Source organism: Dryocola baronae (assembly GCF_051297175.1).
GTDB lineage: Bacteria > Pseudomonadota > Gammaproteobacteria > Enterobacterales > Enterobacteriaceae > Dryocola.
Map to the genome: position 1 here is coordinate 566846 of NZ_JBINNY010000001.1, position 25841 is coordinate 592686.

At 57.8% G+C, this 25841-nt stretch carries 25 protein-coding genes; 9 read left to right on the forward strand and 16 right to left on the reverse strand.

Going from position 1 to position 25841, the window contains the following annotated elements:
* The first annotated feature begins 3 nt into the window (after positions 1–3).
* The 6 genes from ACSPHG_RS02675 to ACSPHG_RS02700 all read left to right on the forward strand — a co-directional run bounded on the left by ACSPHG_RS02675 (position 4) and on the right by ACSPHG_RS02700 (position 6786).
* Positions 4–645 carry a DUF4310 family protein gene (locus tag ACSPHG_RS02675; protein ID WP_435951961.1) on the forward strand — a complete coding sequence of 214 codons (642 nt, stop codon included), beginning with the start codon at positions 4–6 and terminating at the stop codon, positions 643–645.
* 57 nt (positions 646–702) lie between these two features.
* Entirely contained in the window at positions 703–1836 is a 1134-nt protein-coding gene (locus tag ACSPHG_RS02680; protein ID WP_435951963.1) for an amidohydrolase/deacetylase family metallohydrolase, read from the forward strand.
* The gene (locus ACSPHG_RS02685) at positions 1820–2938 is read left to right on the forward strand and encodes a DgaE family pyridoxal phosphate-dependent ammonia lyase (RefSeq protein ID WP_435951965.1); all 1119 of its coding nucleotides are present in this window, start codon (positions 1820–1822) and stop codon (positions 2936–2938) included. Before ACSPHG_RS02680 ends, ACSPHG_RS02685 begins: the two co-directional genes overlap by 17 nt.
* Positions 2935–3675, forward strand: a complete 741-nt coding sequence (gene dagF / locus ACSPHG_RS02690; RefSeq protein WP_435951967.1) for a 2-dehydro-3-deoxy-phosphogluconate aldolase — start codon at positions 2935–2937, stop codon at positions 3673–3675. Before ACSPHG_RS02685 ends, dagF begins: the two co-directional genes overlap by 4 nt.
* Positions 3676–3753: 78 nt before the next feature.
* Positions 3754–4851 (forward strand): lactonase family protein, encoded by a 1098-nt coding sequence (locus ACSPHG_RS02695; RefSeq protein WP_435951969.1) that lies wholly within the window; start codon positions 3754–3756, stop codon positions 4849–4851.
* 24 nt (positions 4852–4875) lie between these two features.
* On the forward strand, positions 4876–6786 hold the full coding sequence (locus tag ACSPHG_RS02700; RefSeq protein ID WP_435951970.1) for a BglG family transcription antiterminator: 1911 nt from the start codon (positions 4876–4878) through the stop codon (positions 6784–6786).
* A gap of 46 nt (positions 6787–6832) precedes the next feature.
* On the opposite strand, the gene dolP is transcribed toward ACSPHG_RS02700, so the two are convergent.
* Genes dolP through ACSPHG_RS02720 form a run of 4 tightly spaced genes read right to left on the reverse strand, consistent with a single transcriptional unit; the run spans position 6833 to position 10438 of the window.
* The gene (gene dolP, locus ACSPHG_RS02705; RefSeq protein WP_435951971.1) at positions 6833–7408 is read right to left on the reverse strand and encodes a division/outer membrane stress-associated lipid-binding lipoprotein; all 576 of its coding nucleotides are present in this window, start codon (positions 7406–7408) and stop codon (positions 6833–6835) included.
* Positions 7409–7417: 9 nt separating this feature from the next.
* Positions 7418–8008 (reverse strand): DnaA initiator-associating protein DiaA, encoded by a 591-nt coding sequence (gene diaA / locus ACSPHG_RS02710; RefSeq protein WP_034492968.1) that lies wholly within the window; start codon positions 8006–8008, stop codon positions 7418–7420.
* 19 nt (positions 8009–8027) lie between these two features.
* Positions 8028–8423: a YraN family protein gene (locus ACSPHG_RS02715; RefSeq protein ID WP_435951973.1), complete on the reverse strand. Its 396-nt coding sequence runs from the start codon at positions 8421–8423 to the stop codon at positions 8028–8030.
* A complete protein-coding gene (locus ACSPHG_RS02720; protein WP_435951975.1) occupies positions 8381–10438 on the reverse strand; it encodes a penicillin-binding protein activator in 2058 nt (685 codons plus the stop codon). The genes ACSPHG_RS02715 and ACSPHG_RS02720 overlap by 43 nt, the downstream gene beginning before the upstream one ends.
* A 62-nt stretch (positions 10439–10500) precedes the next feature.
* Between ACSPHG_RS02720 and rsmI the strand changes: the two genes are divergently transcribed.
* Positions 10501–11367 carry a 16S rRNA (cytidine(1402)-2'-O)-methyltransferase gene (gene rsmI, locus ACSPHG_RS02725; RefSeq protein ID WP_435951977.1) on the forward strand — a complete coding sequence of 289 codons (867 nt, stop codon included), beginning with the start codon at positions 10501–10503 and terminating at the stop codon, positions 11365–11367.
* Positions 11368–11467: 100 nt separating this feature from the next.
* Entirely contained in the window at positions 11468–12115 is a 648-nt protein-coding gene (locus ACSPHG_RS02730) for a hypothetical protein (protein WP_435951978.1), read from the forward strand.
* A 40-nt stretch (positions 12116–12155) separates the two neighbouring features.
* Here ACSPHG_RS02730 and ACSPHG_RS02735 read toward each other — a convergent pair whose 3' ends face one another.
* From ACSPHG_RS02735 to kbaZ, 9 genes are all read right to left on the reverse strand, one after another.
* Complete coding sequence (locus ACSPHG_RS02735) at positions 12156–14054, reverse strand: alpha-amylase family protein (RefSeq protein ID WP_435951979.1); 1899 nt, start codon at positions 14052–14054, stop codon at positions 12156–12158.
* A 102-nt stretch (positions 14055–14156) separates the two neighbouring features.
* Positions 14157–15035, reverse strand: a complete 879-nt coding sequence (gene kbaY, locus ACSPHG_RS02740) for a tagatose-bisphosphate aldolase subunit KbaY (RefSeq protein WP_435951980.1) — start codon at positions 15033–15035, stop codon at positions 14157–14159.
* An 11-nt stretch (positions 15036–15046) separates the two neighbouring features.
* The gene (locus ACSPHG_RS02745; RefSeq protein ID WP_435951981.1) at positions 15047–16201 is read right to left on the reverse strand and encodes an SIS domain-containing protein; all 1155 of its coding nucleotides are present in this window, start codon (positions 16199–16201) and stop codon (positions 15047–15049) included.
* A gap of 315 nt (positions 16202–16516) precedes the next feature.
* The gene (gene nagA / locus ACSPHG_RS02750) at positions 16517–17650 is read right to left on the reverse strand and encodes an N-acetylglucosamine-6-phosphate deacetylase (RefSeq protein WP_435951983.1); all 1134 of its coding nucleotides are present in this window, start codon (positions 17648–17650) and stop codon (positions 16517–16519) included.
* The gene (gene agaF / locus ACSPHG_RS02755) at positions 17647–18081 is read right to left on the reverse strand and encodes a PTS galactosamine/N-acetylgalactosamine transporter subunit IIA (RefSeq protein ID WP_435951985.1); all 435 of its coding nucleotides are present in this window, start codon (positions 18079–18081) and stop codon (positions 17647–17649) included. The genes nagA and agaF overlap by 4 nt, the downstream gene beginning before the upstream one ends.
* A gap of 15 nt (positions 18082–18096) precedes the next feature.
* Positions 18097–18972, reverse strand: a complete 876-nt coding sequence (agaE, locus tag ACSPHG_RS02760) for a PTS N-acetylgalactosamine transporter subunit IID (protein WP_435951987.1) — start codon at positions 18970–18972, stop codon at positions 18097–18099.
* Positions 18962–19744, reverse strand: a complete 783-nt coding sequence (agaW, locus tag ACSPHG_RS02765) for a PTS N-acetylgalactosamine transporter subunit IIC (protein WP_435951988.1) — start codon at positions 19742–19744, stop codon at positions 18962–18964. The genes agaE and agaW overlap by 11 nt, the downstream gene beginning before the upstream one ends.
* A 10-nt stretch (positions 19745–19754) precedes the next feature.
* Positions 19755–20228: a PTS N-acetylgalactosamine transporter subunit IIB gene (gene agaV / locus ACSPHG_RS02770; RefSeq protein ID WP_435951990.1), complete on the reverse strand. Its 474-nt coding sequence runs from the start codon at positions 20226–20228 to the stop codon at positions 19755–19757.
* A 39-nt stretch (positions 20229–20267) separates the two neighbouring features.
* Positions 20268–21545, reverse strand: a complete 1278-nt coding sequence (kbaZ, locus tag ACSPHG_RS02775) for a tagatose-bisphosphate aldolase subunit KbaZ (RefSeq protein WP_435951991.1) — start codon at positions 21543–21545, stop codon at positions 20268–20270.
* 251 nt (positions 21546–21796) lie between these two features.
* On the opposite strand from kbaZ, the gene ACSPHG_RS02780 reads away from it, so the two are divergent.
* A complete protein-coding gene (locus ACSPHG_RS02780) occupies positions 21797–22606 on the forward strand; it encodes a DeoR family transcriptional regulator (RefSeq protein WP_435951992.1) in 810 nt (269 codons plus the stop codon).
* Positions 22607–22660: 54 nt separating this feature from the next.
* Here the strand turns inward: ACSPHG_RS02780 and ACSPHG_RS02785 are convergent, their stop codons facing one another.
* From ACSPHG_RS02785 to pfkB, 3 genes are read right to left on the reverse strand one after another with little or no spacing between them, the layout of a single operon-like run.
* Entirely contained in the window at positions 22661–23470 is an 810-nt protein-coding gene (locus tag ACSPHG_RS02785) for an HPr family phosphocarrier protein (RefSeq protein WP_435951994.1), read from the reverse strand.
* The gene (locus tag ACSPHG_RS02790) at positions 23457–24887 is read right to left on the reverse strand and encodes a PTS fructose transporter subunit IIC (protein ID WP_435951996.1); all 1431 of its coding nucleotides are present in this window, start codon (positions 24885–24887) and stop codon (positions 23457–23459) included. The genes ACSPHG_RS02785 and ACSPHG_RS02790 overlap by 14 nt, the downstream gene beginning before the upstream one ends.
* 29 nt (positions 24888–24916) lie before the next feature.
* Positions 24917–25831, reverse strand: coding sequence for a 1-phosphofructokinase (pfkB, locus tag ACSPHG_RS02795; RefSeq protein ID WP_435951997.1), 915 nt, complete (start codon positions 25829–25831; stop codon positions 24917–24919).
* Positions 25832–25841 lie beyond the last annotated feature (10 nt).

The following is a 25841-nucleotide window of genomic DNA, read 5'->3' on the forward strand; positions in this document are numbered from 1 at the left end:
GCGATGGAAGAGAATAAAGGTTTTTGGTATGCCGACTGGTCGTTCCCAATCTTTGTTGGCCTGCTTTCCTCCGGCGTGTTCGCCGGGACACACATGTACTACCTCTACGGCATCGGCGCGTTTAACGAAGTGGCGTTTGTCTCCATGCTGCGCGCCGGGATTGATACCGGGGTTTACGGCGCGGTAGCGGCCTTTGGCGCGAGCTTCCTTTTTGCGCGCATCATCGAAGGATCGCTGGTCGGGATTCTGGATATCGGCGGTGCGATTCAGACCGGCGTGGGGCTGGGCGTTCCGGCGCTGTTGCTGGGGGCGGGCTTCGTCTTCCCGGTAGCTAACTTTGCCGCTTCGCTGGTTACCGGCCTGGTGATTGGGCTGGCGATTGGCTACCTGATTATCCTTGCGCGTAGGTTCACCATCAACCAGAGCGATTCGACCTACGGCGCGGACGTGATGATGGGCGCGGGTAACGCGTCGGGCCGCTTCCTCGGGCCGCTGATTATCCTGAGCGCGATGACCGCCTCAATCCCCATCGGCATCGGCTCGCTGCTTGGCGCGCTGGCGTTCTACCTGTGGAACAAGCCGATTACCGGCGGCGCGATTCTGGGAGCGATGATTTTAGGGGCGATATTCCCGGTGGCCCTGTAGGTTTTCGTCGGGTAGCGCTGCGCTTACCCGACCTGGTTTTAAAGAAAGGAGAAAACCATGTTCGACCTGATTCTGCGCCAGGCGCGCCTTGTGGACGATACGGTTATCGACATCGCCATCAAGGACGGCAAAATCGCCGCGCTCGGCGAGGTGAGCGGCAAGGCGCACGAGGAGCGGGCGCTGAACGGCGAGTTCTACGTCAGCGCGGGCTGGATTGATTCACACGTCCACTGCTACCCAAAATCGCCGATTTATCACGATGAGCCGGACAGCATCGGCATCGCGACGGGCGTGACCACTGTTATCGACGCGGGGAGCACCGGCGCGGACGATATCGACGATTTTTATCAGATAACCCGAAAAGCGACGACGGACGTATACGCGCTGCTGAACATCTCCCGCGTCGGGCTGATCGCCCAGAACGAGCTGTCGGATATGGCGAATATCGACAGCGCTGCCGCGCGCGATGCGGTGAAGCGCCACGGCGGTTTTATCGTCGGCCTGAAGGCGCGGATGAGCAGCAGCGTGGTGGGGGATAACGGCATCAGGCCGCTGCAACGCGCCAAGGAAATTCAGCGTGAAAACGGTGATTTGCCGCTGATGGTGCACATCGGCAACAACCCGCCGAACCTTGATGAAATCGCCGATTTGCTCTCCAGCGGCGACATCATTACCCACTGCTACAACGGCAAGCCGAACCGCATCCTTTCGCCTGCGGGCAAGCTGCGCGCGTCCATTGCCAGCGCGATTGGGCGCGGCGTGCGCCTGGACGTAGGCCACGGCTCGGCGAGCTTCAGCTTTGAGGTGGCGAAAATCGCCATCGCGCAGGGAATTTTGCCGCAGACCATCAGCTCCGATATCTACTGCCGCAACCGCATTAACGGGCCGGTGCATAGCCTGGGCGCGGTGATGTCGAAATTCCTCTCCATCGGCCTTTCTCTGCCGCAGGTTATTGACCGCGTTACCGCCCACGCGGCGGACGGCCTACGCCTGCGGCACAAGGGGCGTCTGGCGGTCGGCCTTGACGGCGATCTGACAATTTTTGAACTTCGCCGCCAGCCGACGGTGTTTACCGATTCCGAGCAGCAAACGCTTCACGGCGAGCTGCTGCTGGCACCTCTTGCCGCCGTGCGCGCCGGGAAGTGGTTTACGACTGAACAAGGAAATGCAGAACATGTCTTCGATCTATGAAAAATACGATTTAAAACAGGTGATTAACGCCTCGGGCCGCATGACCGCGCTGGGCGTTTCAACGCCGCGCCCGGAGGTGGTGGAAGCCGTCACCAACGGCATGAACCACTACTTTGAAATGAAAGATCTGGTGAACAAAACCGGCGACTACATCGCGAAGCTGCTCGACGTGGAGGCGGCGACGGTTGTCTCCTGCGCCTCTTCCGGCATCGCGCAGTCCGTCGCGGCGGTGCTGGTTAAAGACAACGCCTGGCTGATTGAAAACCTGCACGCCGCCCCGCTTGAGAACAACGAGATCGTGCTGCCGAAAGGGCATAACGTTAACTTCGGCGCGCCGGTTGGCACGATGGTGAACCTCGGCGGCGGCAGGGTCGTTGAGGCGGGCTACGCGAACGAATGTTCAGCCGACCAGCTTGCCGCCGCGATTTCCCCGCGCACCGCCGCGATCCTCTATATCAAGTCCCACCACTCGGTGCAGAAAAGCATGCTCAACGTTGAGCAGGCTGCGGCGGTTGCCCGCAGGCACAGTCTGCCGCTGATCGTGGACGCCGCCGCGGAAGAAGATCTTCAGTGTTACTACCGCGCGGGCGCGAGTCTTGTGATTTACAGCGGCGCGAAGGCGATTGAAGGGCCGACCAGCGGGCTGGTGATCGGCAAGAAACAGTACGTGGAGTGGGTAAAGCTGCAAACCGGCGGCATCGGCCGCGCCATGAAAGTGGGTAAAGAGGGGATCCTCGGCCTGACCTGCGCCATTGAACATTACCTCACGGCGCAAAAAGAGACCGGCGAGCAGATGGTGCAAAAAATGACGCCGTTTATCGACGGCCTGAACGCGCTGAACGGCGTTAGCGCCCGCGTGGTATGGGACGCCGCGGGCCGCGACATCGCCCGTACCGAAATCAAATTCAACGAGGCCGCTATCGGCATGAGCACCGGCGGGCTGGTCGACGCGCTTAAGCAGGGTGAATACGCTGTCTATTTCCGTGGCTACAAGGCCAACGAAGGCATTATTGAGGCCGACGTGCGCAGCGTCAGCCCACAGCAGCTGGAGATTATCGCCCGCTGCATTAAGGCGAACATCAGCAAGGAGAACCAGTCATGAAGCTGACCCCGAACTTTTACCGCGACCGCGTTTGCCTGAACGTGCTGGCGGGTTCGAAAGAGAACGCAAAAGAGATTTATGAGGCAGCGGACGGCCACGTGCTGGTGGGCGTGCTGTCAAAAAACTACCCCGACGTGCAAAGCGCCGTGGCGGATATGCGCGACTATGCGGCGCTAATCGATAACGCGCTTTCCGTGGGGCTGGGCGCGGGCGATCCAAACCAGTCGGCGATGGTCAGCGAAATCTCCCGCCAGGTGCAGCCGCAGCATGTGAACCAGGTGTTTACCGGCGTGGGCACCTCGCGGGCGCTGCTCGGGCAGGCTGAAACGGTGGTTAACGGCCTGGTTTCACCGACCGGCAAGGTGGGCTGGGTGAAAATCTCCACCGGACCGCTAAGCTCAAAAGCGCCCGACGGCATCGTTCCGGTTGAAACCGCCATTAAGTTGCTGAAAGATATGGGCGGCAGTTCAATCAAATATTTACCGATGGGCGGGCTCGCCTGCCGTGACGAGTTTAAGGCGGTCGCCGAAGCCTGCGCGAAGCACGATTTCTGGCTGGAGCCGACCGGCGGTATCGATCTGGACAATTACGAAGATATTCTCCGGATAGCGCTGCAGGCCGGGGTGAGCAAAATCATCCCGCACATTTACAGCTCGATTATCGATAAGGCGAGCGGCAATACGCGCCCGGAAGACGTGCGTGCGCTGCTGGAAATGACCCGGAAGCTGGTAGGGTAAAACCCAACGGCGGATGGCGCTGTGCTTATCCGCCCTACGCGCGCCCATTCAACATTCACCAATAGCGAGGAATCCCCAATGCCTGTAACAACGCGGTTCGCCTGGGTTGGCACCTATAATCCCAACGGTGAGGGGGTGTATCGTTTTCAGGTTGATGCGAAAACGGGCGCGCTGAGCGGCAAAACGTTAGTCAGCACGCTGCCGAACGCGGCCCAGCTTGCGGCATCGCGAGACGGCCAAACCCTGTACGCCGCATGCGAAGAGGAGGAGGGCATTATTGTCGCCCTGCGCGTTGGGCGCGACGGGGGCCTTAAAGCGCTAAATCAGGTTTCATCGGGCGGCGGCGGGCCGGTTTACCTATCGCTTACGCCAAACGAGCGCTATCTGCTGGTGGCGAACTACATCAGTGGTTCCGTTGCCGTGCTGCCGGTAAAAGAAGACGGCAGCCTCGGCGAGGCCAGCGATATTCATACGGATTCCGGGCCTGCGGGCGCGGCGAGGCCGGAAGCGGCCGTAGAGGGCAGTTTTGCGGCGAGCGGGCATAGCCGAGCGCACGCGCACATGATCGAGGCCGATCCGAGCGGGAAATATGTTTTCACGACCGATCTCGGCTTAGACCGCATTTATCAGTACCGCTTTGACGACGCCGCCGGGAAGCTCACGCCGAACGATCCGCCGTTTATCGCCGCCTCGTCGAAGGGCGCGGGCCCACGCCATTTCGTCTTTACCCCGGACGGGAGCGGCCTGTGGTTGATTAACGAAGAGTCCTCTACGCTGACCCATTATTCATTCGATGCGGCAAAAGGCACCCTCACCGAAGGCGAAACCGTCTCCGTGCTGCCGGAAGGCTACCGGGGAACCAGCTATGCGTCGGGCCTTGCGCTGAGCCTTGACGGCAAACAGCTTTATGTCGCCAACCGCCTGCGTAACAGCATCGCGCACTTCAGCGTGGCGGCTGACGGGACGCTGGCGCATCGGGACGATATCTGGACGCGCGGCGACTACCCGCGCACCTTAACGCTCGATAACCACGGTCAATATCTCTACGTCATGAACCAGCGCAGCGACAACATCACGCGCTTTAGCGTGACGCCGCACGACGGCAGCCTGACCTTTATCGAGGATTACACCCCGGTGGGCAGCCCGTCGCAGCTGGTTTTCACTGCTGGGCAGTAGGCTGTTTAATAGAAGGAAAGCGCGGTGAGATTCCCCAATCTTCGTCTGGCCCAGCTTTTTGAGCTGCTGCAAAACGAGACGCTGCCCCAGGACGAGCTGGCGCGACGGCTTGCGGTATCTACCCGTACCGTACGGGCGGATATCACCGCACTGAATGCGTTAATGGCCGGGCACGGCGCGCAGTTTGTGCTCAATCGCGGCGCGGGCTACCAGCTCAAAATTGATGACGCTGCCCGCTATCAGGAGATGGTGCTTCAGCCCTCGCGCCAGCTGCGCATTCCGCGCACCTCGCCGGAGCGCGTGCAGTATCTGCTGGTGCGCTTTCTGACTTCAGCTTTTTCGCTCAAGCTTGAGGATCTGGCTGAAGAGTGGTTTGTCAGCCGCGCCACGCTGCAGGGCGATATGGCGGAGGTGCGCGAGCGGTTTAGCCGCTATAGCCTGACGATTGAGACCCGTCCACGCCACGGCATGAAGCTGTTTGGCAGCGAAACGGCCACCCGCGCCTGCCTGACGGATTTGCTCTGGCAGCTCGCGCAGGATGACAGCGAAAACCCGCTGCTGACCGAAGAGGCGCTCAACGCGGGCGTGCCGGAGCAGCTGGCCGCCGAGCTGCACGACTGTTTCACCCGCTGCCGCATTCGCCTGACGGATGAAGGCGAGCAGTTTATTCGCCTTTACTGCGCCGTCGCGGTACGGCGCATTAGTGAAGGCTATCCGCTGGCCGAATTTAACGCCGCCGAGGTGGATGAAAACGTGCGCGAAGCCGCGCGCCAGATTGCGCGGCTGCTGCAAAGGCTGGCGGGAAAGCCGCTGTCTGAGGCGGAAGAGGAGTGGCTGCAGGTACACATCGCCGCGCGCCAGGTTCAGGAGGTCGCGCCCAGCGCCATCAGCGCCGACGACGACGAGGCGCTGGTGAACTACATCCTGCGCTACATCAACACGCACTATAACTACAATCTGCTGACCGACGAGCAGCTGCACGCAGACCTGCTCACGCATATCAAAACGATGATCACCCGCGTGCGCTACCAGATAAATATTCCTAACCCGCTGCTTTCCAACATTAAACAGCACTATCCGATGGCCTACGACATGACGCTTGCGGCGGTGTCGAGCTGGGGGAAATACACGCCTTACGCCATCAGCGAGAACGAGATCGGCTTTCTGGTGCTGCACATCGGCGTCGGCCTTGAGCGGCACTACAACATTGGCTATCAGCGGCATCCGCGCGTTCTGCTGGTCTGCGATACCGGCAACTCCACGGTGCGGATGATTCAGGCGATGCTGATGCGCAAGTACCCGCAAATTGAGGTGACGCGCATTATCTCGCTGCGCGATTACGAGCAGCTTGCAGGCGTGGAAGAAGATTTTGTGATTTCGACGGCGCGGGTCACCGAAAAAGAAAAGCCGGTGGTGACGATGGCGCCGTTCCCGACGGAGTACCAGCTCGAGCAGCTCGGGAAACTGGTGCTGGTCGACCGAACGCGCCCGTATATGCTGGCGAAGTACTTCGACGAAAGCCACTTCCTGGTCGTCGACGAGCCGATGACCCAGCAGCAGCTGTTCGGCATTTTGTGCGGGCAGCTGGAGCGTGAAGGGTATGTGGGGGAAGATTTTTACCCCTCGGTCGTCGAACGCGAAGCGATTGTCAGCACCATGCTGGGCGACGGCATCGCGCTGCCGCACTCGCTGGGGCTGATGGCCAACAAAACCGTGGTCTATACCGTGCTGGCCCCGCAGGGTATTAGCTGGGGCGACGAAACGGCGTACGTTATCTTCCTGCTGGCGATCAGCAAAAGCGAATACGAAGAGGCGATGGCGATTTACGATTTGTTCGTCACCTTCCTGCGCGAAAGGGCGATGCCCCGGCTGCGGGAGCAAAAGGATTTTGCGGGATTTAAGGCGGTGGCGATGGCGTGTTTGAGCCGGTTTTAAGTTGGGAGTAAAGTCCCCTCTCCCCAAGGAGAGGGGGCAATGCGTTTTACTTAAGAAGCGTAAAAGCGGTGGTGACGTGCTTCACGCCGCTCACCCGGCTGGCGATATCCGCCGCCGCTTTCCCTTCTCTGTCCGTTACCAGACCTAACAGGAAGACTTCACCGTTTTCGGTGGTCACCTTCACGTTTGAGGATTTCACCTGATCGCTTGCCAGCAGCTGCGAGCGCACTTTGGTGGTTATCCAGGTATCCGTTGACGCGGTGCCTAAGCCAACCGGTGCCATGTTACGGATTTCGTTATACACCTCGGTGGCACCGTCGACGCCCAGCGCGATTTGCTTCGCACGCGAGGCCAGCTCGGTATTTTGCGTCTGCCCGGTCAGCAGGACTTTGCCCTGATAGGCGGTGACGTTAATGCGGGCATCTTTTTTGAGCTGCTCGTCTTTGCCAAGCGCGCTATTTACGCGAAGTTCCAGCGTGCCGTCGTCAACCTGGGTGCCAACCGTTCGCGGGTCGGTCGCCGTTTTTGTGGCGACGGCTGCACTTCCTACTACCGCTGCGGCGACACAACCCTGTAGCGCAATTGCGGTTATAAGGACTGCAAGTGGCTTAAATGCCTTCATCTGTACTCCTTAATCATCCTGGTGAGGGAATAACGTGTTATCAATCAAATCACATAGGCAATTGACCGTCAGCATGTGCATTTCCTGAATGCGCGCGCTGCGGTGCGAAGGAATGCGGATCTCCACGTCCTGCGGCCCTAACAGCCCGGCAAGTTCACCGCCGTCGTAGCCGGTGAGCGCAACGATGGTCATGTCGCGCGTTACCGCCGCCTCTACCGCTTTCACGATATCGCGGCTGTTGCCACGGGTTGAGATGGCGAGCAGCACGTCTCCGGCATGGCCCAGCGCACGTACCTGTTTGGCATACACTTCTTCGTGCAAACGGTCATTTGCAATAGCGGTTAAGACCACATTATCGGCATTAAGTGCAATGGCAGGTAAACTTGGCCGCTCCGTTTCGAAGCGATTGATCATGCTGGCAGCAAAATGCTGTGCGTTGGCAGCAGAGGTTCCGTTACCACAACAGAGAATTTTGTTGCCGTTAAGCAGCGACTGAACCAGCGTCATGGCTGCACGGGAGATGGCATCTGGCAGAGCTTCGGCTGCGGCAATCTGGGTTTGAATACTTTCCGTGAAGCAGACTTTGATTCTTTCGAGCACGTTGTTCTACCTGGTTACTTTAGACATCTGCGGTAAACGCGTTGGTTAACCACTCTATTTCATTGCCGGTGAAGGCTATCACATCGAAACGGCAATCCACAGTATCAAAACTCCCTGATTTGCGAGCAAGCCAAATCCGTGCGGCGTGCAGCAGCTTTTGCTGTTTGCTGCGGGTCACGCTTGCCGCCGCGCCGCCAAAACGCGGGCTGCTGCGGTAACGCACCTCGACAAACACAATCACCTGCCGATGTTTCATGATGAGGTCGATTTCGCCGCCGCGCACGCGGACGTTGGCGGCGATAAAGCGCAGTCCGTTGCGCTCAAGATAGCGGCGCGCTTCGGCTTCGAAGCGCGCGCCAGCCTGTTGACGGTTCAGGATACCGGGACGATCTGCCCCTGGGTGAACTTCTGCCAATTTAACTTCCTGTTAATGACGCAGTCCTGGCTTGCCGAGAGCGTGCCGGTGTTGCCGCTTATCTGATAACCCGGAACCTGACGGATTTGCGAGAAATGATTTGCCAGCGACCAGGCGTCAACGCCCATCGCGTACAGGCGGGCCAGGGAATAGTCGTTGCGCACGGCGCTCAGGGCCTGCTGCTGTAATGACGGGTTGCCGCCGGACAGCATCGGGATTTCGCTAAACTGCAGGCCTTCCATTTCCAGACGGAAGTCCGGGCCGTTCACGCCCTGCGAGCTGCGGGAACTGGCGTACAGCTGCGCGCTGCTGCGGCTGCCGGTGCGCATGGCGATCATCGGCTTGATAAGCGCAACTTCGCCCGGCGTTGCCACGATATAAGCGGCATCAACGCCGCCGCTTGCGCCTGCGGTGATTTGCGCGTCGGTTGGCGGTGCCGGGATGGTCAGGCCGCCGATGGTGACCGCTTCCTGCTGCGGCGCGGAAGAGGAGACTGGCGTACCGGTTAAGGCGATGCCGGAGCCGCTGTTAATGCCCTGCTTAAGTTCGCCGACCGAACCAAACTGCTGTTGCAGCACGATACCGCCGCCCAACTTCTGCCATTCGGCGCTAAAGGCTTTGGTTACGCGGTCGCCCAGCGCGCTGCGTGGCACCAGCAGCAGCGGGGCGCGGTGGCCTTCCTGCCAGATATGGTCTGCCGCATCACGCGCTTCGTCTTCCGGGGAGAGCGCGAAGTAGCAGATGTTCGGGCGGTTCTGCACGTTCTCCGGCTGGTTGAGCGCAAGGATATTCAGCGAGGTGGTGCTGGTGGCGAGCTGGTCTACGTTGTTTTTCAGCAGCGGGCCAACCACAAGCGTTGCGCCGTCCTGCTGAGCCTGAGCGAGCACCTGGTCGAGCGGCTGGGAGGAGGTGTCGTAGACTTTCACTTCGGCGGACGGGTTGGCCGCCACGGCCGCCGCGCTTTGCACCGGCTGCTGCGCTGGCTGAGGCGCGGGCTGTGCGGTTTGGTCCGCCGGCTGCTCGTTGGTGAGATCGCTTACCGAGGCGTCGGACGGGCTGGCAACAGCATTGGCATCAGCAGGCTGAGCCGCCGCTGGCTGCGTGCTGGCGTCCGGGGTTTGCGCAGGGGCGCTTACCGGTGCGACGGGTGCGGAACCGTTATTCTTCGCGGCCTCAAACCCTTGCTGAATCGCACGGCTGAATACCGCCGCCTGGCCGTTCAGCGGCAGCAGCAGCGCAATCTTGCCGACGGATGCCTGCTGGTAGTTCTGCATGTTGCTAAGCTGGGTCGGCAGGGTTTTCGCACCTGGGTTATTGGGGTAGCGCGTCTGCCAGTCTTTGATGCCCGCTTTGAGCATATTCGGGTCGCTGCGGTTATCGTTCCATACGCGTTGCAGATCCAACCAGCCTTGCAGCACGTTTTCGTCGGCGTTGATCACCATGCTGTTCATCTGCTCAGGCGTGAGCTGCGACAGGGCCTGCCAGGTGCCGTCGATATTTTTCTGATGTGCTGCGCCCTTGAGCATCGGCTCTTGCTCGATGTAGGCGCGCAGCAGCACCAGCGAAGGGCGATTCTGGCTGGCGTCAATCACCGCCTGGTAATAGCGGGCGAGCTGTTTTTTATTGAATACAGAAAGATCGAGCTTCGCCAGCAGCGCGTTGGCGGCGGCGTAATCTTTCTGCGCAATTTTGATTTCGGGTGCCAGCAGCGACCGTTCGTGACGCTGAGTGTCGTCCATCTGCTGCGGCAACTGGTTATAGAGTTCTACCGCCTGAGGGGTTTTACCTTCGGCAAGCAGCGCATGAATGGCGAGTAATTGCCAGGTGGTCTTGCTATCATCTGCGCTTTGCTGCATCTGTTGCAGATAGTATGCAGAATCCGCAGTGGCTTCGCCCTGCACGTGAGCGGCGGACTGGTCTGGCGCTTTCGTGGTACAGCCTGCAAAGACCAGGGCTGCAAGCACGACAGGCAGACAGCGCCCGGCTTTAGAACGAATAAATTTAGACGGTAGCATTCTGTATCCAGTGAATTTTTCTTCTCAGTGTTCAATATTAAATCGGCAATACGGATGAAACAATGAAACAACTCGAAACGGCGGCGATTTCTGCCAGCACGCTCTACATCGTTCCGACACCCATCGGTAACCTCGGCGATATCACACAGCGGGCGTTATCCGTGTTGCAAAGCGTTGACCTGATTGCTGCCGAAGATACTCGTCATACCGGTTTATTGCTGCAGCATTTTGCCATTAATGCGCGATTGTTCGCATTGCACGATCATAATGAGCAACAAAAATCAGAAACTTTGTTAGCGAAGCTTCAGGAAGGGCAGAGTATCGCGTTGGTTTCCGACGCCGGTACGCCGCTGATTAACGATCCGGGCTATCATCTGGTGCGTACCTGCCGCGAGGCGGGAATCCGCGTGGTGCCGCTGCCCGGCCCGTGCGCCGCCATTGCCGCGTTAAGCGCCGCCGGTCTACCTTCGGATCGATTCTGTTACGAAGGCTTTTTGCCCGCGAAGTCCAAAGGCCGCCGCGACGCGTTAAAAGCCATTGAGCAGGAGCCGCGCACGCTGATCTTCTATGAATCTACCCATCGCCTGATCGACAGTTTAGACGATATTTGCGCCGTACTCGGCGAATCCCGCTACGTGGTGCTGGCGCGCGAGCTGACCAAAACCTGGGAGTCGATTCACGGCGCGCCCATCGGCGAGCTGGTGGCGTGGGTGAAAGAAGATGAGAACCGCCGCAAGGGCGAGATGGTGCTGATAGTCGAAGGCTTTAAGGCCCCGGCCGACGACGCGTTGCCCGCCGATGCGCTGCGCACTCTGGCGCTGTTGCAAACCGAGCTGCCCCTGAAGAAAGCCGCCGCGCTTGCCGCCGAAATCCACGGCGTGAAAAAAAATGCGCTCTATAAATATGCTTTAGAAAACAGCGAGAAGTAGTTTTTTCGAGCCGCCTCGCACGCTTCTATTACGGGTATCGGTATTGTTTGTGTGGTTTAAATAAGCGATGTTAATTTGCTCAAAATTTAGGGATGAATAGGTGAGCAAAGGTATGCCGGTATTGATAAGAGGGGATTCGAATATGATTCTTTACCCCATAAGCTACAGTCCTGCTGCGCTTGAACGCGCATTTGATCGGTTGGGGACTACCGATGTGTTGGGTGTCCCTGCGTTAATCGTTCTCAGAAAAGACAAAACTGCCGCTGCGATTGTTTATGCAGAACCGTCATTGGATGAGAAGGGTGAACTACGCCATTCGGTCGTTGCCAAGCTCGATCTGATTCCGCGTAAAAGTACCGTTCAAAATGAATCAATTCTTGCCGTTAAGCGCTACTGGGAGTCAAAAGCTGTTTGCCAGGTTGAAGGTGTGGTTGTCGATAGCCCCGCGCGTGATACCCGAGTCGCAACCACGCTTTATGAGCATCTGGTTGTTGACCAGGGCATGATCCTGATGAGCGATCGCGAGCAATACGATGGCGGTCAAAACATCTGGAAGCGAATTGCTCGCGTATCAGAAAAAATTCATGTCTTTGTCCTGGACACCGAAAGCGGGCGCTTCTATCCCTATGACGGCGAGCGCATTCGCTATGACTGCGAAAGCATTCCCGAGTCTGAAATTTGGAGTCTGGCCCCCGATGAGTTCCGTCGCGGCATCGTGCTGGTGGCGGAGCGAGCCGTGGAGACATAAAAGAAATGCCTGGTAAAACCCAGGCATTTTTTCTTCGTTATTACTTCACCCCCGCCACAGGCACAGCCTCCACTACCAGCGTTTCCAGCGGTTTTAAGGTCACAATCACCGGATTTTTATAGTCTGCGGCAAGCGTTGTGTTGCTGCCGTAGACCGGCTTGAGCGTGAACTGCGTGGCCTCGCCCTCCGGGATTTCGAAGTTTTTCGCCAGGTCTACGTAGTAGCGTTGTTCTTTGTCGGACGGGTTGCGCAGGCCGAAAATAGCCTTATCTTTGCTCCATGACGCCCAGCCGTAAACCTCAAGCTGCGTTGGGTCGCCGCCGATCCAGTGGGTATCAACCAGCACGTTGGCGTTTTCGCGTGACCATTTCGCCGCGTCGGCCAGCGTATCCCATTTGGCGTCGTTGAGCATCGAAGGCGTGATGTACAGCTCCTGGAGCTGCGTGCCGGTAGCGAAGTAGCTCCATACCTGGTCGGCAAAGTCGCCGTCCGTCTGCACTTTTTCCAGCCCAAAGTAGGCATGTTCCGCACTTACGATTCCGTGATACATCAGTGAGTTCAGCGGGAACAGCGGGCCTTTACGCACGATAGAACGGTAGGTTTCGGCGTCGCGGTAGGTCATCCACCGCTGCGCCGGGGAACCTTTGCCATAGACGTTGATATCGTCGCCCTGACGCCAGATGGAGTCGGCGTAGAATAGCCATGACGGGCTGGCGTCGGTGCCGGTGGTCAGGTTGATAAACAGGTCTTTGTTCGCCTCGCGCATGTTTTTAATCAGCTCGATGGATGCGTCGAAATCTGAGGCAAACGCGCTGCCTGGAATGTACGAGTTGGCGTTGCCCATGCCGTCGAGCTTGAACGAGGTGATATGTTCGTTCTTGATAAGCTTGATTATCTGCTCGTTAAAGTTGCGGAAGTAGTTCGGGCCGGAAAGCGCGAATTTGCCATCGACCGTCTCAAAACCGTTCTCTTTCGCGTGGGAAACCCGGATATCACGCGGTTTATTGTAGCCGCCCCACGGCGAGAGCCACAGCCCGACCGAGGTATGCAGGCTGTCGGCCTTTTCCTTCACGACCCCAAATCCTTTGCTAAATGCCGGGCCGAACAGCCACTTGCCGGTGCGGTCGTCCCAGCCGTCGTCGAGCAGGAAGCCGTCCAGCTTCACGCCGCGCTTTTTGATCAGCTCATTGGCGTAGGTATCCATGCGGTTCAGCACCTCCTGTTCGGTATAGGTGGTGAAGAAGCCAATGTCCATCCAGCTGTTGTAGTGGAGATAGGGCTGGTATGGGCGCGGGCGCATGGCGTTGATAAATTCGTTAAAGCTGCGGCGAAGCTGGTTTGTCGCCTCGAAGGTGCCGAAGTAGGTGGTGAAGGTGACTGGCGTGTCCGTCTTGATGGGGGTTTTTAACTCGACGTTAAGGTTGGTGGTGGTCTCGTAGGCGTAGGTGTTGACGATAGGCTTCTCGGGCAGAATAAAGAAGCTGTCGGCGACGATCGGCGAACTGTTTATCGCGCCGTCAACGTACGGGGCCTGGGACTGTCCTTTCGTCGGGAAGAAGGTGATTTTCGCCACGTCCTGGGCTTTTCCCTTGGCCTGAATGCTGTAGTCAATGCTGGCGTATTTGCCCTTCAGGACGTTAAGCACCACGCTGACGGTAAAATCTTTATGGTCGTAGTCGACGTGTATCGCGTCGCCTTTCTGGCTGACGTTTTTGATTTTGAAATCCGAAGCGTGAATCACTTTTTCATCGGGCAGGGTCAAAAAGAACAGCTCGATGGGCGCGAGCTTGTGTTCTGAAAGCCTGTCCTTTACCAAAACGGCGGAGTTTGCGTCGTCAAAAGAAAGCGAAATATTGTCGTTATTAAGCAGATATTGGGAGGCCAAAGCGCCGTTGCTCACGAACAGAAGCAGTAACGAACTCTTTATGATTCTCTTCATAGGGGTGTCCTTGTTCTTTGAGGTATTGAGGGGTCTTTCACTTCCGGTTTTGCTTCAGGGCAGAGCGTTACGCGGGGCCGGTAACGCTCAGGGGTAAGTCTTTTAGAGCGAAGATTCAGTTTCAGGTAACAGCTTATAGGCCGAGCCGCAGACGGTGACTTTGCTGCGTACCACTTCCTTCATTGCATCCATGCCGACGCGCATGTAGTAGCGCGGATCGTTGCCTTCCGGGTTATCGCCAAACCATTTTTTCACCGCGTCGGCAAAGGCGATTTTCAGCTCGGTAGCGACGTTCACCTTGCAGACGCCCAGTTCGATTGCGCGCCGCACATATTCGTCCGGCACGTCGCTCGCCCCGTGCAGCACCAGCGGGATGTTTACCGTTTCGCGGATTTCGCCAAGGCGCTTAAAGTCGATTTTCGGACGCTGGGTATAAAGGCCGTGCGCCGTACCGATGGCGACGGCGAGGCTGTCCACGCCGGTTTGTTCTACAAAGCGTCTCGCCTCCTGCGGATCGGTTAAGAAGGCGCTCTCTTCATCGACGTCCATATCGTCTTCTACGCCGCCAAGTCGCCCCAGTTCGGCCTCAACGCTACAGTCGTGGCGATGGCAGAAATCCACCACGCTGCGCACCAGCCGCACGTTTTCGGCGAACGGGAAGTGGCTGCCGTCGATCATGGCGCTGCGCACGCCCGCGTTAACCTTGCGGCTGATGTCGGCAAGAGATTCGTGGTGGTCGAGGTGCAGGGCTAAAGGCATGCCGTAGCTTTCGGAATAGGCTTCGCAGAGCGCGAAAATTTCCTCAAACGCGATGTGTTTGAAGGTGCCCGGCGTGCCGGCGAGGATCACCGGGGACTGCATTTCCTTGCACACTTCCAGAATCGCCTGGATGGTTTCCGCGTTATGGATATTAAACGCGGGCACGGCGTAGCCTCTGGCCTGCGCGTCCTGAAGCAGATATTTGGTGGAGATAATGCTCATGGGAAATCCTCTCAGCCTTTCCAGGGATGAATGACCACGCCTTTCACGACGCGATTGACCGTGCCGCTGGCGGAAGGCGTGTCCGGGGTGATGCCCGCCTTGATGGATTCAGCCAGCGCGAAAATCTGTGCGTATATCAGGAAGCAGAATGCCTGCTCCACATCGATAAACTCACGGGCGGCGGGCAGCATGATGTGCGGGCCTGCTTCGATTTCCGGGCTGGTCGTGGCAGAGATTGCCACTACGCGCATCGCCTGCCCATCGCGACGGAGTTCGGCCAGCAGATCGAGGTCGTACAGGCGCGTGTACGGGTGGCTGGAAATGAACTGAACAATCAGCGTTTCGCCGTTCACCAGTGATTTTGGCCCGTGGCGGAAGCCCGTTGCCGAGTCATAAAATGCCGCAAGCTTGCCCGCAGTTAGCTCTAACACCTTCAGCGCCGATTCGCGCGCCACGCTCTGCAGTCCGCCGCTGCCGAGGTAAACGATCCGCTTGTAGGGCAGATCTTCGAAGACGGTCTCGCTGAAGTCGCGGTGGGAATCCAGGATCTGCTGGCAGCGCGTGGCGACGTCCTGGAAGGTCGCCGTATTGATAAGATCCGCAGCAAAGACCGCAAGACAGCTTGCCATCATGGTGGTGATGCTGCTGGTCATGGCGAAGCCGCGATCGTGGGTTTCGGCTGGCATCAGCAGCGGCAGCGCGTTTTCACTCTTCGCCGCGTTTTGGTACAGGCTACCCGCCTCGTTGCAGGTGATCGTCAGATGGTGGCACGACGTGACGATCTGGTTGGCGAGATCCACCGCCGCCACGCTTTCCGGGCTGTTACCGGAGCGGGCAAAAGAGACCAGCAGCGTAGGCTGTTCGGCGTGCAGATAATCAACCGGGTTGGTGACCAGGTCGGTGGTCGGGACGGCAACGAAGTCTTTCCCCGTGTGGCGAGCAAGCCAGGGCGCGATGATATCGCCGATAAATGCCGAGGTGCCTGCTCCGGTCAGAATGATTTTCAGGTCGGAATTTTGCAGCAGGGGCGCGAGGAAGCTGTCGATATCGTGGCGTTTGGCCGCGATATTTTTTAACGATCGCATCCAGCTTTTGGGCTGCTGGCGGATCTCTTCTTCGGTCCAGGTTGATGTGCCGGAGGTGCTGGCAGAAGGCGTTTCGCTCATATCTCATTCCTTAGCGGTGCATATTTCAAGGGGATCGGCACAAAGAAGAAGAGAGAGGTCTTTCGTTTTGTTTCATTTAATCAACTTTATGCTTGATTAAAATTTATAGAAAAGAAAATGAAAGGTCAATAAACAAAAGGAAATAAAACGAAAACTGTGAGCGCTGAAACGATCCTCGATTTATACGTTATTGAACGAAAAGATAAGTGGTGGAAATGATATTCGCGCTAGCTTGATTGACATCGAAAGGAAAAGAAAGGTCCGCAGCGGAGCCAGCCGCAGACCAAAGTCCTGCACAGGAGAAAAAGGAAAGCGCTACAGGGGAACAGCGCTGCCGTTTACCCAAAGGGTCTGCACCCGGAGCGCGCTATCTAGCCCGATCATGCTGGCGCGCTTGCCTGCTGCAAGGGAGCCCAAGGCCTCATCAAGCCCGAGCATTTTTGCAGGGTGTAAGGAGGCCATATGGATCGCTTCTTCGGCGGCGATGCCAACGTCGTTGACGAGGTTTCTGACCGCCGCATCCAGCGAAAGCGTGCTTCCGGCAAGCCCGCCAGAAGCGGTGCGCACGATGCCCTGCTGCATTTTTACCTGCTGCCCGCAAATGGCGTAGTCGCCGTCCGGCATTCCCGCTGCGCTCATTGCATCGGTAATGAGCAGCACGCGGGGGCTGGCGCAGGCGCAGCAAATTTTCATTACCGCCGGGTGAATGTGGTGGCCATCGGCAATAAGCTCAAGCCAGGCGCGTTTGTCCGTAAGCCCTGCGCCCACCATGCCGGGATTGCGATGGTGCAGGCCCGTCATGCCGTTAAAGCAGTGCACCAGCCCGTCGGCCCCCGCGTCGAAGGCGGCAACGGTTTCGTCATAGCCTGCCGCGCTGTGGCCGAGCATGACCTTAATGCCGCGTTTTTTTAGATGCCTGATTGCCGCCAGCGCCCCCGGCTTTTCGGGCGCCAGCGCAACCACGCGCAGGGTGTTCTGTGAGGCGTCGATAAGCCTGTCCAGCTCCGCCTCGTTTAGCTCCCTGAAAAGTTCGGGCGGATGCGCGCCCTTGTTCTGCGGCGTGAAGTACGGGCCTTCGAGATAGCTTCCGAGCACTTCAGCGCCCGGGCCGCCCTGCTGGCAACGCTTCGCGATACGCCGCAGCGCACGGTCGATGGATTCAAACGGCGCGGTGACCGTGGTCGGCAGCCAGGCCCCTACGCCTTCACGGGCTTTGCGCAGCGCCAGCCTGTCCAGCACGCCGTCCTCTTCGTCCATCACGTCCAGACCGTCGCCGCCGTGAACGTGGATGTCGATATAGGCGGGGCACAGCAGTTCGACATCGCGTTCCCGATCCCCGGCCGGTATGGGTTCGATTGCGACAATGGTGTCGCCCGCAAACCGCAGCTGGTGGTCGTCAAGCCAGCCTTGTTCGGTGAGCACGCGCCTCGCCCGAATCACGCCGGTCATATCCCTTCCTCGGCGGTTTCGGTGGCGCGATGCCGTCCCAGCTCGTCCACAAGGCTGGTCAGGCCGCGATGGCCGCATTCCAGCGCCATCAGGCGAAACTCTTTGCTGCTCAGTCCTTCACGCTCCAGCACCATCTCCAGCAGCAGCTGCAAATTGATGCCGGTGATGACTTCGCGCCCCGGCTGCTGCATGGCTAACGTGGAGGCGACGCGGAACGGCGTGCCGCCCAGCAAATCGGTCAGAAAAACCAGCCCTTCGCTTTCGTCCAGCATCGCCAGCGCCTGCTCAAACTGGCTGGTCAGCAGGGCGGTTGACGAGCTTTCTGGGAAGTCGATAGCGACGATCTGCGGCTGTTCGCCGAGGATCTGCTTCATCGCCTGTTCAAGCCCGGAGGCAAACCCGCCGTGGCCGCTCAGAATAATGCTTAACATGTTGTTTCCTCTCGCTTACAGGAAGTGGCAGAACTTGCCGACAACCCCTAAAACTACCGTGATACCAATCAGGCGGAGCGGGCTCCAGCCGCGGCGTACCAGCCAGAACATGGTGAGGGTATAAACCAGCGGCAGAAACGCCGGCATCAGCTTGTCGATGACGTCGGTTTGCAGCTTGACGACGGCGTCGCCCGCGGTGATTTCGAGCGTGGTGGATAGCCGGACGTAGGTCGCAACCAGCGCGCCAATCACCGTCATCCCGACGATGGACGCCGCATGGCCGACCTTACGGGTATTGGCTTTGATAAGCGGTATGGCGGCGACGCCCATGCGGTACGCGTAGTGGGCAAGGCCGAAGCGCAGCCCAAGGTGTACAACGTTAAACAGTACGATGAAGATCACCGCGCCAAGAATGGAGCCTTGGAGCGCGAGGCTCGCGCCAATCCCGCCGCAAATGGGCAGCAGAGTGAGCCAGAACATGGCGTCGCCGATCCCGCCCAGCGGCGCACCTACGGCAATTTTGGTGCTCTGGATGCTGTTGACGTCCTGCTTTGAGCGTTCCATCGCAAGGATGATGCCGATAACAAAGGTGACTAAAAACGGGTGCGTGTTGAAGAAGCCCATGTGGCCTTTCATGGCGCGCGCCAGGTCGCTTTTGTTGGTATGGATTTTCTTCAACGCGGGCAGCAGGCCGTACAGCCAGCCGGACGCCTGCATACGTTCATAGTTAAACGAAGCCTGCAGGAGCATCGAGCGCCAGGCCACGCGGTTGATGTCTTTACGGGTTAAATCCGCGCCGATGGACTGGTCTTCATAGACGTTGTCGTTGCCGTTGGTCAGCGACGGTTCCGTGACGCGGGTTTCCGGCAGGATCTGGGTATTAGATGCCATCTTCAAATTCCTCTTTCTGAGCGCCGGAAGGCTGTTGTGGAGTCGGGTCTTTACGCACGAAATCAATTAACGCCATGGCGAGCGCGGCGGCGGCAATCGCCAGCACCGGCAGCTTGAGCCAGGCGGCGGCCACAAAGCCGAGGATGAAATAGGGGATGTAGACGTTTTTCATCATGATTTTCAGCAGTACGGCAAAGCCGATAGCCGGCATGATGCCGCCCGCGACGCCGAGGCCGTCAATCAGACGGGCAGGCAGCACGTCGATGGCGGTTTTGGCATGCTCCGCACCGAAATAAATGGGCAGGAACGCGCACAGAAAATAGAAGATGCCGAGTGCCAGCAGGGCTAAATAGTTCACGCGTTCGATGCCGTCGGTATCCGCCTGCGCCGCCATTCTGTCGCAGCGGGCCATCACGCCGGACATGATCGAGAACAGGAAGGTAATGCCCATTTGCACCGCAACCGCAAACGGAACGGCCACGCCGACGGCGACTTCAGGCTTCACGCCGGTGGTGATCGCAAACGTTGTGCCGACGATGGTGCCGATAATGACGTTAGGCGGCTGCGCCCCGGCCAGCGGCGCAAGGCCCATCCACACCAGCTCCAGCGTACCGCCCGTCAGGATGCCGGTATGCAGGTCGCCAAGAATCAGGCCAACTAGCGGCCCAAGTACGACCGGACGGTGCATGTGCGTCAGGCCGTTGAACATGTCCAGCCCGGCAATAAAGGCAAGAACCCCCAACGTTAATGCTTGTAACAAGCTAATTTCCATAGCAATTCCCTCAAAGGAGTTTGTAGAGGTCCTGAGCCGTTTCGGTCGGGACGCCCTGCACAAAGCATTCGACGCCCGCGTTTTTTAGCCCCTGGAAGGCGGCGATATCCCCGGCGTCTACGGAGACGGTTTTAGCGATCTGTTTTTTCCCGTCGGCGTAGTGCATGTTGCCGACGTTAAGGCGTTTAATCGGCACCCCCCCCTGCACGAGGGTGTGAAAATCTCCCGGCGTTTTGCAGACCAGCAGGATTTTCTGACGGTCCGCCGCGCGGTGGATGTTGTCGATAACTTTTTGCAGGGTCCAAAAGCGCACGGCGATACCTTCGGGCAGGACCATTTCCATCAGGTTCTGCTGCATCGCATCGTCAGCCACTTCGTCATTGGCGACCAGCACCAGATTTGCCCCCGCAAACCCTACCCACTGGACCCCAACCTGGCCGTGGATCAGACGCTCATCAATACGACTCAATACAATGTTTGGCATGTTTTTTTCCTTATTATCATTGTGTTAATGGAGTGCGGATTATGCCGTGCAGGCCGCGTGGTACTGGCGCAGCACATCCTGGATATGGTCGATAATCAGCGCGTGTGGGGTTGCGGCAACGGTGCCCTCACGGACCTTAACGTACTGCAGCGGCAGATATTGGCTGATCAACGGCAGGGAAATAGATTCATCAGTAAAATTCGCGACCAGCCGTGAATAGGCTTCATCAATGTCTTTGTCAGGCCAGTAGTAGCGCACGCGGTCCGAATAGCTGTAGCCGCGCGCCAGGCGGCGGGCGTCGTTGCTGCCGTGATAGTGATGCTGCCAGTGTTCAGGGTGTTCGAGCATGACGCTTTCAAGCACTTCGCGCAGGCCAGAGCAGCGGTGCGCCGGGAGCAGCTCATGCTCTATTGCCGCGAGGGAGAAGAGCGCTTCACGTAGCGCAAAAGTCAGCGCCGGGCCGACTTTGAGGATGGCAAAATGATGCTCGACGAGCTGCTTCAGGGCCTGCGGCGTTTGGTAATCCGTGGAGTGTGCTTCGTACACCAGGGTGTCGAAGGCTTCGATCATTTTGCTTAGCGGCAGCGATTTTTCCGGCTGATAGTCAATAACGTTGGCGTGGTCGAACTCCACGCCGGGCTGCACGACCAGGCCGATAATGCGCGGCCACAGCTCGCTTAAACCTTGCTGTTCGAAGGCGTGACGATGGGCTTCCAGCGTCGTTTTTGCCGCTTCTGGCGTGGTGACCGCAAGTTCGTCCAGCGTTTCATGCGCTCCGCCGGGAACCGGAACTTCGGTGCCGATGATGTAAACCAGATCGGATTTACCGAAGGTTTCAATGCAGGTTTGCTCGGCGATACGGGCTAGCCGCGCCGCACGCAGGGCGACCGTTTCATCGCTCAGCGGCACCGGGTCGTCCGCGCAGGACATGCTGCAGTCGAGGTGGATTTTCCTGAAGCCCGCCGCCGCATAGTGGCGAATCAGCTCTTCTGCGTGCGACATCGCTTCGGCTGCGGGCAGGTTCTGCCAGCGGTTGGGGCCAAGATGATCGCCGCCAAGAATGAGGTTTTCACGCGGGAAGCCGTGCTCGTCGGCCATTTTTTCGACAAAACTACGGAAAGCCTTTGGCGTCATGCCGGTATAGCCGCCCAGCTGATCGACCTGGTTTGAGGTCGCCTCAATTAATAAGAGGGATTCTGCGTCCGCCGCGTGGCGCAAAGCCGCTTCTAATACCAGCGGGTGAGCGGAACAGACGGCAAAGATGCCACATCCTGAATCCTGTTTATGGTCAGCCACAAACTCGGTTAAATGTTTCACTTTCCTCTCCGTAAGTTATGCATGTCGCATGTTCTTTCGATTCATTTCATTTAATACTGCGTTATCGTGTAATAAAAACAAAACGAAAGATAATAGAATTGAGATCTGTTTCGCAAAAGAAACATAATGAAAGGCTATTTGACAGATTAATTTGCCGGGCAGCCCGTAATGTAAGGGCTTGCTTTCCGCTAAAAGAAAGGTGTTAATAGGCGAAGTGAAATGAAACGAAAGGTTTTGAGAAAGGATCACCTATGAGCAATACCGATTCGGCAACGGATAAGCGTATAACGGGTACAAGTGAAAGGCGCGAGCACATTATTCAGCGTTTGCGTCAGCAGGGAAGCGTACAGGTTAATGATTTATCATCATTTTTTGGTGTTTCGACGGTGACCATCCGCAACGATCTCGCTTTTTTAGAGAAGCAGGGAATAGCGGTGCGCGCCTATGGCGGTGCCCTGGTTTGTGATGCCGGAACGCCTGCGGTGGAACCTACCGTAGAAGACAAAAGCTCGCTGAACACGTCGTTAAAACGCAGCATCGCGCGTGCGGCAGCCGAGCTGATTAAGCCGGGCGATCGCGTCATTCTGGATTCCGGCACCACGACTTATGAGATTGCGCGCCATATGCGTAACCATAAGGAAGTGATCGCCATGACCAACGGCATGAACGTCGCCAACGCGCTGCTGGAAGCCGAAGGGGTGGAGCTGCTGATGACGGGCGGGCATTTGCGCCGTCAGTCCCTTTCGTTTTATGGCGACCAGGCCGACCAGTCTTTGCAAAATTACCACTTTGATATGCTGTTCCTCGGCGTGGATGCCATCGACCTCGAGCGCGGCGTCAGCACCCATAACGAAGATGAGGCGCGCCTTAACCGCCGGATGTGCGAAGTGGCGGAGCGGGTTATCGTTGTCACCGATTCCAGCAAGTTCAACCGTTCCAGCCTGCATAAGATTATCGATACCCAGCGGATTCATATGGTTATCACCGATGCGGGTATTCCGGCCGACAGCCTGAACGGGCTGCGCAAGGGCGGCATCGAAGTGATCGTGGTGGATCAATAGCGCCTGCAAGGTGCCCGACGGCGTTTCGCTGCCGGGCATTGTTCGGCGTATACGTTAGTTAAACAGGCGCGTCAGCCAGCTGCGTTTCGGTTCCGGCGCCTGGCGAGGCGGCGGCGTTGCGGGTAGGGTGGTGATTTCGCCAAGCCCGCCGTCGATTGCCCTGCCGATAGCTTCCAGCGCCTGTTTGGCGTCACGCCCTTTTGCGCTAAAGCAGAGCCGGTGCCCGTTTTTAGCGCCAACCGATACCACGCGCATTAGATTTTTAGCGTCAACGGCTCTGGCGTCCGCGTCCAGGTTTTCTACCGTAATTTCGCTTGCAAACTGCCTGGTGGTTTTTACCAGTACCGCGCTCGGACGGGCGTGCAGCCCGTGTGGATTATGAATCACGAAGACAGCCTGCTCGCCGCCGTCGGTGGAGAGTGCGGGCGTGTCGCTGGCCGCTTTGCCCGTCAGAATTTCAAGAATATCGGCTGGCGTTTCGGCATTTTCTATCTCCGCGGGCACGCTATCATCGCTCAGCGCATGGGTTAGCTGGCGCAGAATATCCAGATGCTCGTTAGAGCGGGCGGCAATCCCCACCACGACCCTCGCAATATTGCCTTCGCCCCATTCCACGCCGTGGCGAAACACCATGACTTTGACGCCCGTTTCCAGCACGGCATCGCGCGTTTCCGGCGTTCCGTGGGGGATGGCTATGCCGTTGCCGAGATAGGTTGAAATTTGCGCCTCACGGGCCAGCATGCCTTTAAGGTAGCCGTCGGTGGTATTCCCCGCCTGCACCAGCTGCCCGGCGACGAGGGTTAACGCCGTTTTTTTGTCGACTAGCTCGTCGCTAATCACGATGTCCTGTTTACAGAGTTGCATTCTGACCTCCTTGTTGGACGTTGACAGTGGCGGGCGCGGCGGGCTGTTTGCGGCTTAGCCACAGTCGCCACGAGCCGAGCATCACCGCGCCGCAGGCTGAACCCGCCAGAATACACAGCACCCAGGCCAGAGGTTTGCTGACCAGAGGCAGGATCAGGAAGCCGCCGTGGGGGGCCGGAACCTGAATGTGCAGGCTGTAGCTCAGCACAGCCGAAACGCTTGAGGCGATCATCATCATCGGGATCACGCGCAGCGGATCTTTCGCCGCAAAGGGAATTGCCCCTTCGGTGATATGCGTGCAGCCGAGGATGTAATTCACCATGCCGGCCGCGCGCTCGTCTTCGCTGAAGCCTTTCGGGAAGAAGGTGGTTGCCAGCGCGATGACCAGCGGCGGCGTGATGCAGGCCGCAGAAACACCGGCCATGAAGAAGTAGTTGCCCTGGCCGAGCAGCAGGGTGCCGGTCACGTAGGCCGCTTTATTCACCGGCCCGCCGAAGTCGAAGGAGCACATCGCGCCGACCACGATCCCCAGCAGGATGGGGTTCGCTTCCTGTAGCGAAGCCAGCCAGCTCATCATGCCGTTGTTGATGGCGGCGACGGGCTGGCCGAGCAGCACCATCAGTATGCCAATCGCCAGCACGCCGATAAGCGGCATAATAAAGATAGATTTCAGCCCCTCATACTGGCGCGGCAGCCCTTCGAGGAGATTTTTTACCCACAGCATTAAATAGCCCGCCGCGAAGCCCGCGATAATTCCGCCGAGGAAGCCCGCTCCGGTGGCGTTGGCAAGCAGGCCGCCTACAAAGCCTGCCACCATGCCCGGCCTGCCCGATATCGAGTAGGCGATGTAGGCGGTGAAGACCGGCACCATGATGGAAAACGCCTGCTGGCCGATTTTCATCAGCATCGCGGCGATGGCGCTGTATTCCGGCGATTTCGGGTCGGCAGAATAAATGCCCCATAAAAACGAAACGGCGATTAATATCCCGCCTGCCACCACGAAGGGCAGCATATTGGAGACGCCGCTCATCAGGTGTTTATAAATCTGGCGGCCAAAGGATTCCGTTTCGCTATTCGCCACGTTTTCACTTTTTTCGCCTTTGCGGATCGGCGCTTCACCGTTAAGGACTTTGTTAATGAGCTCCGTTGGATGATGAATGGCTTCTTTTACCGGTACTTCAATAACCGGAAGTCCATTAAAACGATCGGCATTAATGTCTTTATCCGCCGCGATAATGACGCCGAGAATATCTTTTAAATCCTCCGGCACGATGGCGTTTTCCACGCCGCTTGCGCCGTTGGTTTCGACTTTAATATTAACCGCGAGTTTTTTTGCCGCATGTTTCAGGGCCTCTTCGGCCATAAAAGTATGCGCAATACCGGTAGGGCAGCCGGTAATAGCTACGATCTTTTTCATAAGCAGACCTTTATAAGTTTAGGTGACGTCTACAGTTTTCTGACTTCAATTTTTGGCAGTAAATCTTCTATTCCAGCGAGTCGGCCAAGGCCTGCTGAACCCGCCACATCAGCACCTGTCGCGCTTGCGAGCGCTAACGCACGTTCTACATTTCCGTCGGTTAGCCAAACGCTAAGAAATGCGGCGAGGGAGGCATCACCGGCGCACGCGGAGCTAACCAGCTCAATTTCCGGCGCGTTACAAAACCAGCTTTCGGTGCCGTTGGAGAAGTACATGCCCCGGCCGCCGAGCGTCAGTAAAATATTTTGCGCGCCAAGCGCGTGTAGTTCGCTGAATGCCGCTTTTGCTTGTCGATCGTTGGTGACCGACAGGCCAAAAATAGCCTCCAGTTCCTCATCGTTCGGTTTAATCAGCAGCGGTTTGAATTCCAGCAGCTGGCGTAACGCCGGATGGCTGATATCCAGAATCACCGCAATTTTTCTTTTCTGACAAAGGTGCAGTATTTCCGCATAAAAACTGCTTTCTATACCCTGCGGCAGGCTGCCGCTAATAACCAGGTGTTGCGCATCGGGCAGGTTAGATATTTCATTAATGATTTGCTGTTTGCATTCATCATTAATAAAGCTGCCGGGGTTTACGAGCTTATATTCCTGCGCGCCGTCGTGAATGAAAATATTTATTCTGGTCGGTTCGTCTACCCAGGCGGGCGTTACGTTGAGCTTTTTCTTGCGCAGTTCCTCAACGATATAGCGCCCGGTAAAGCCGCCAAAAATGCCAAGAATGTGCGTTGGCCGGTGAAAATGGTTCAGCACAAGCGCAACGTTGACGCCTTTTCCGTTTGGGCAATATTCCGTGTGGTGAGTGCGGTTCACCACGCCCGGCCTGATAGGATCGCTAAAGATGTTCATGTCGATAGCGGTATTGAGGGTCAGGGTATAAATCACCGCTCGCTCC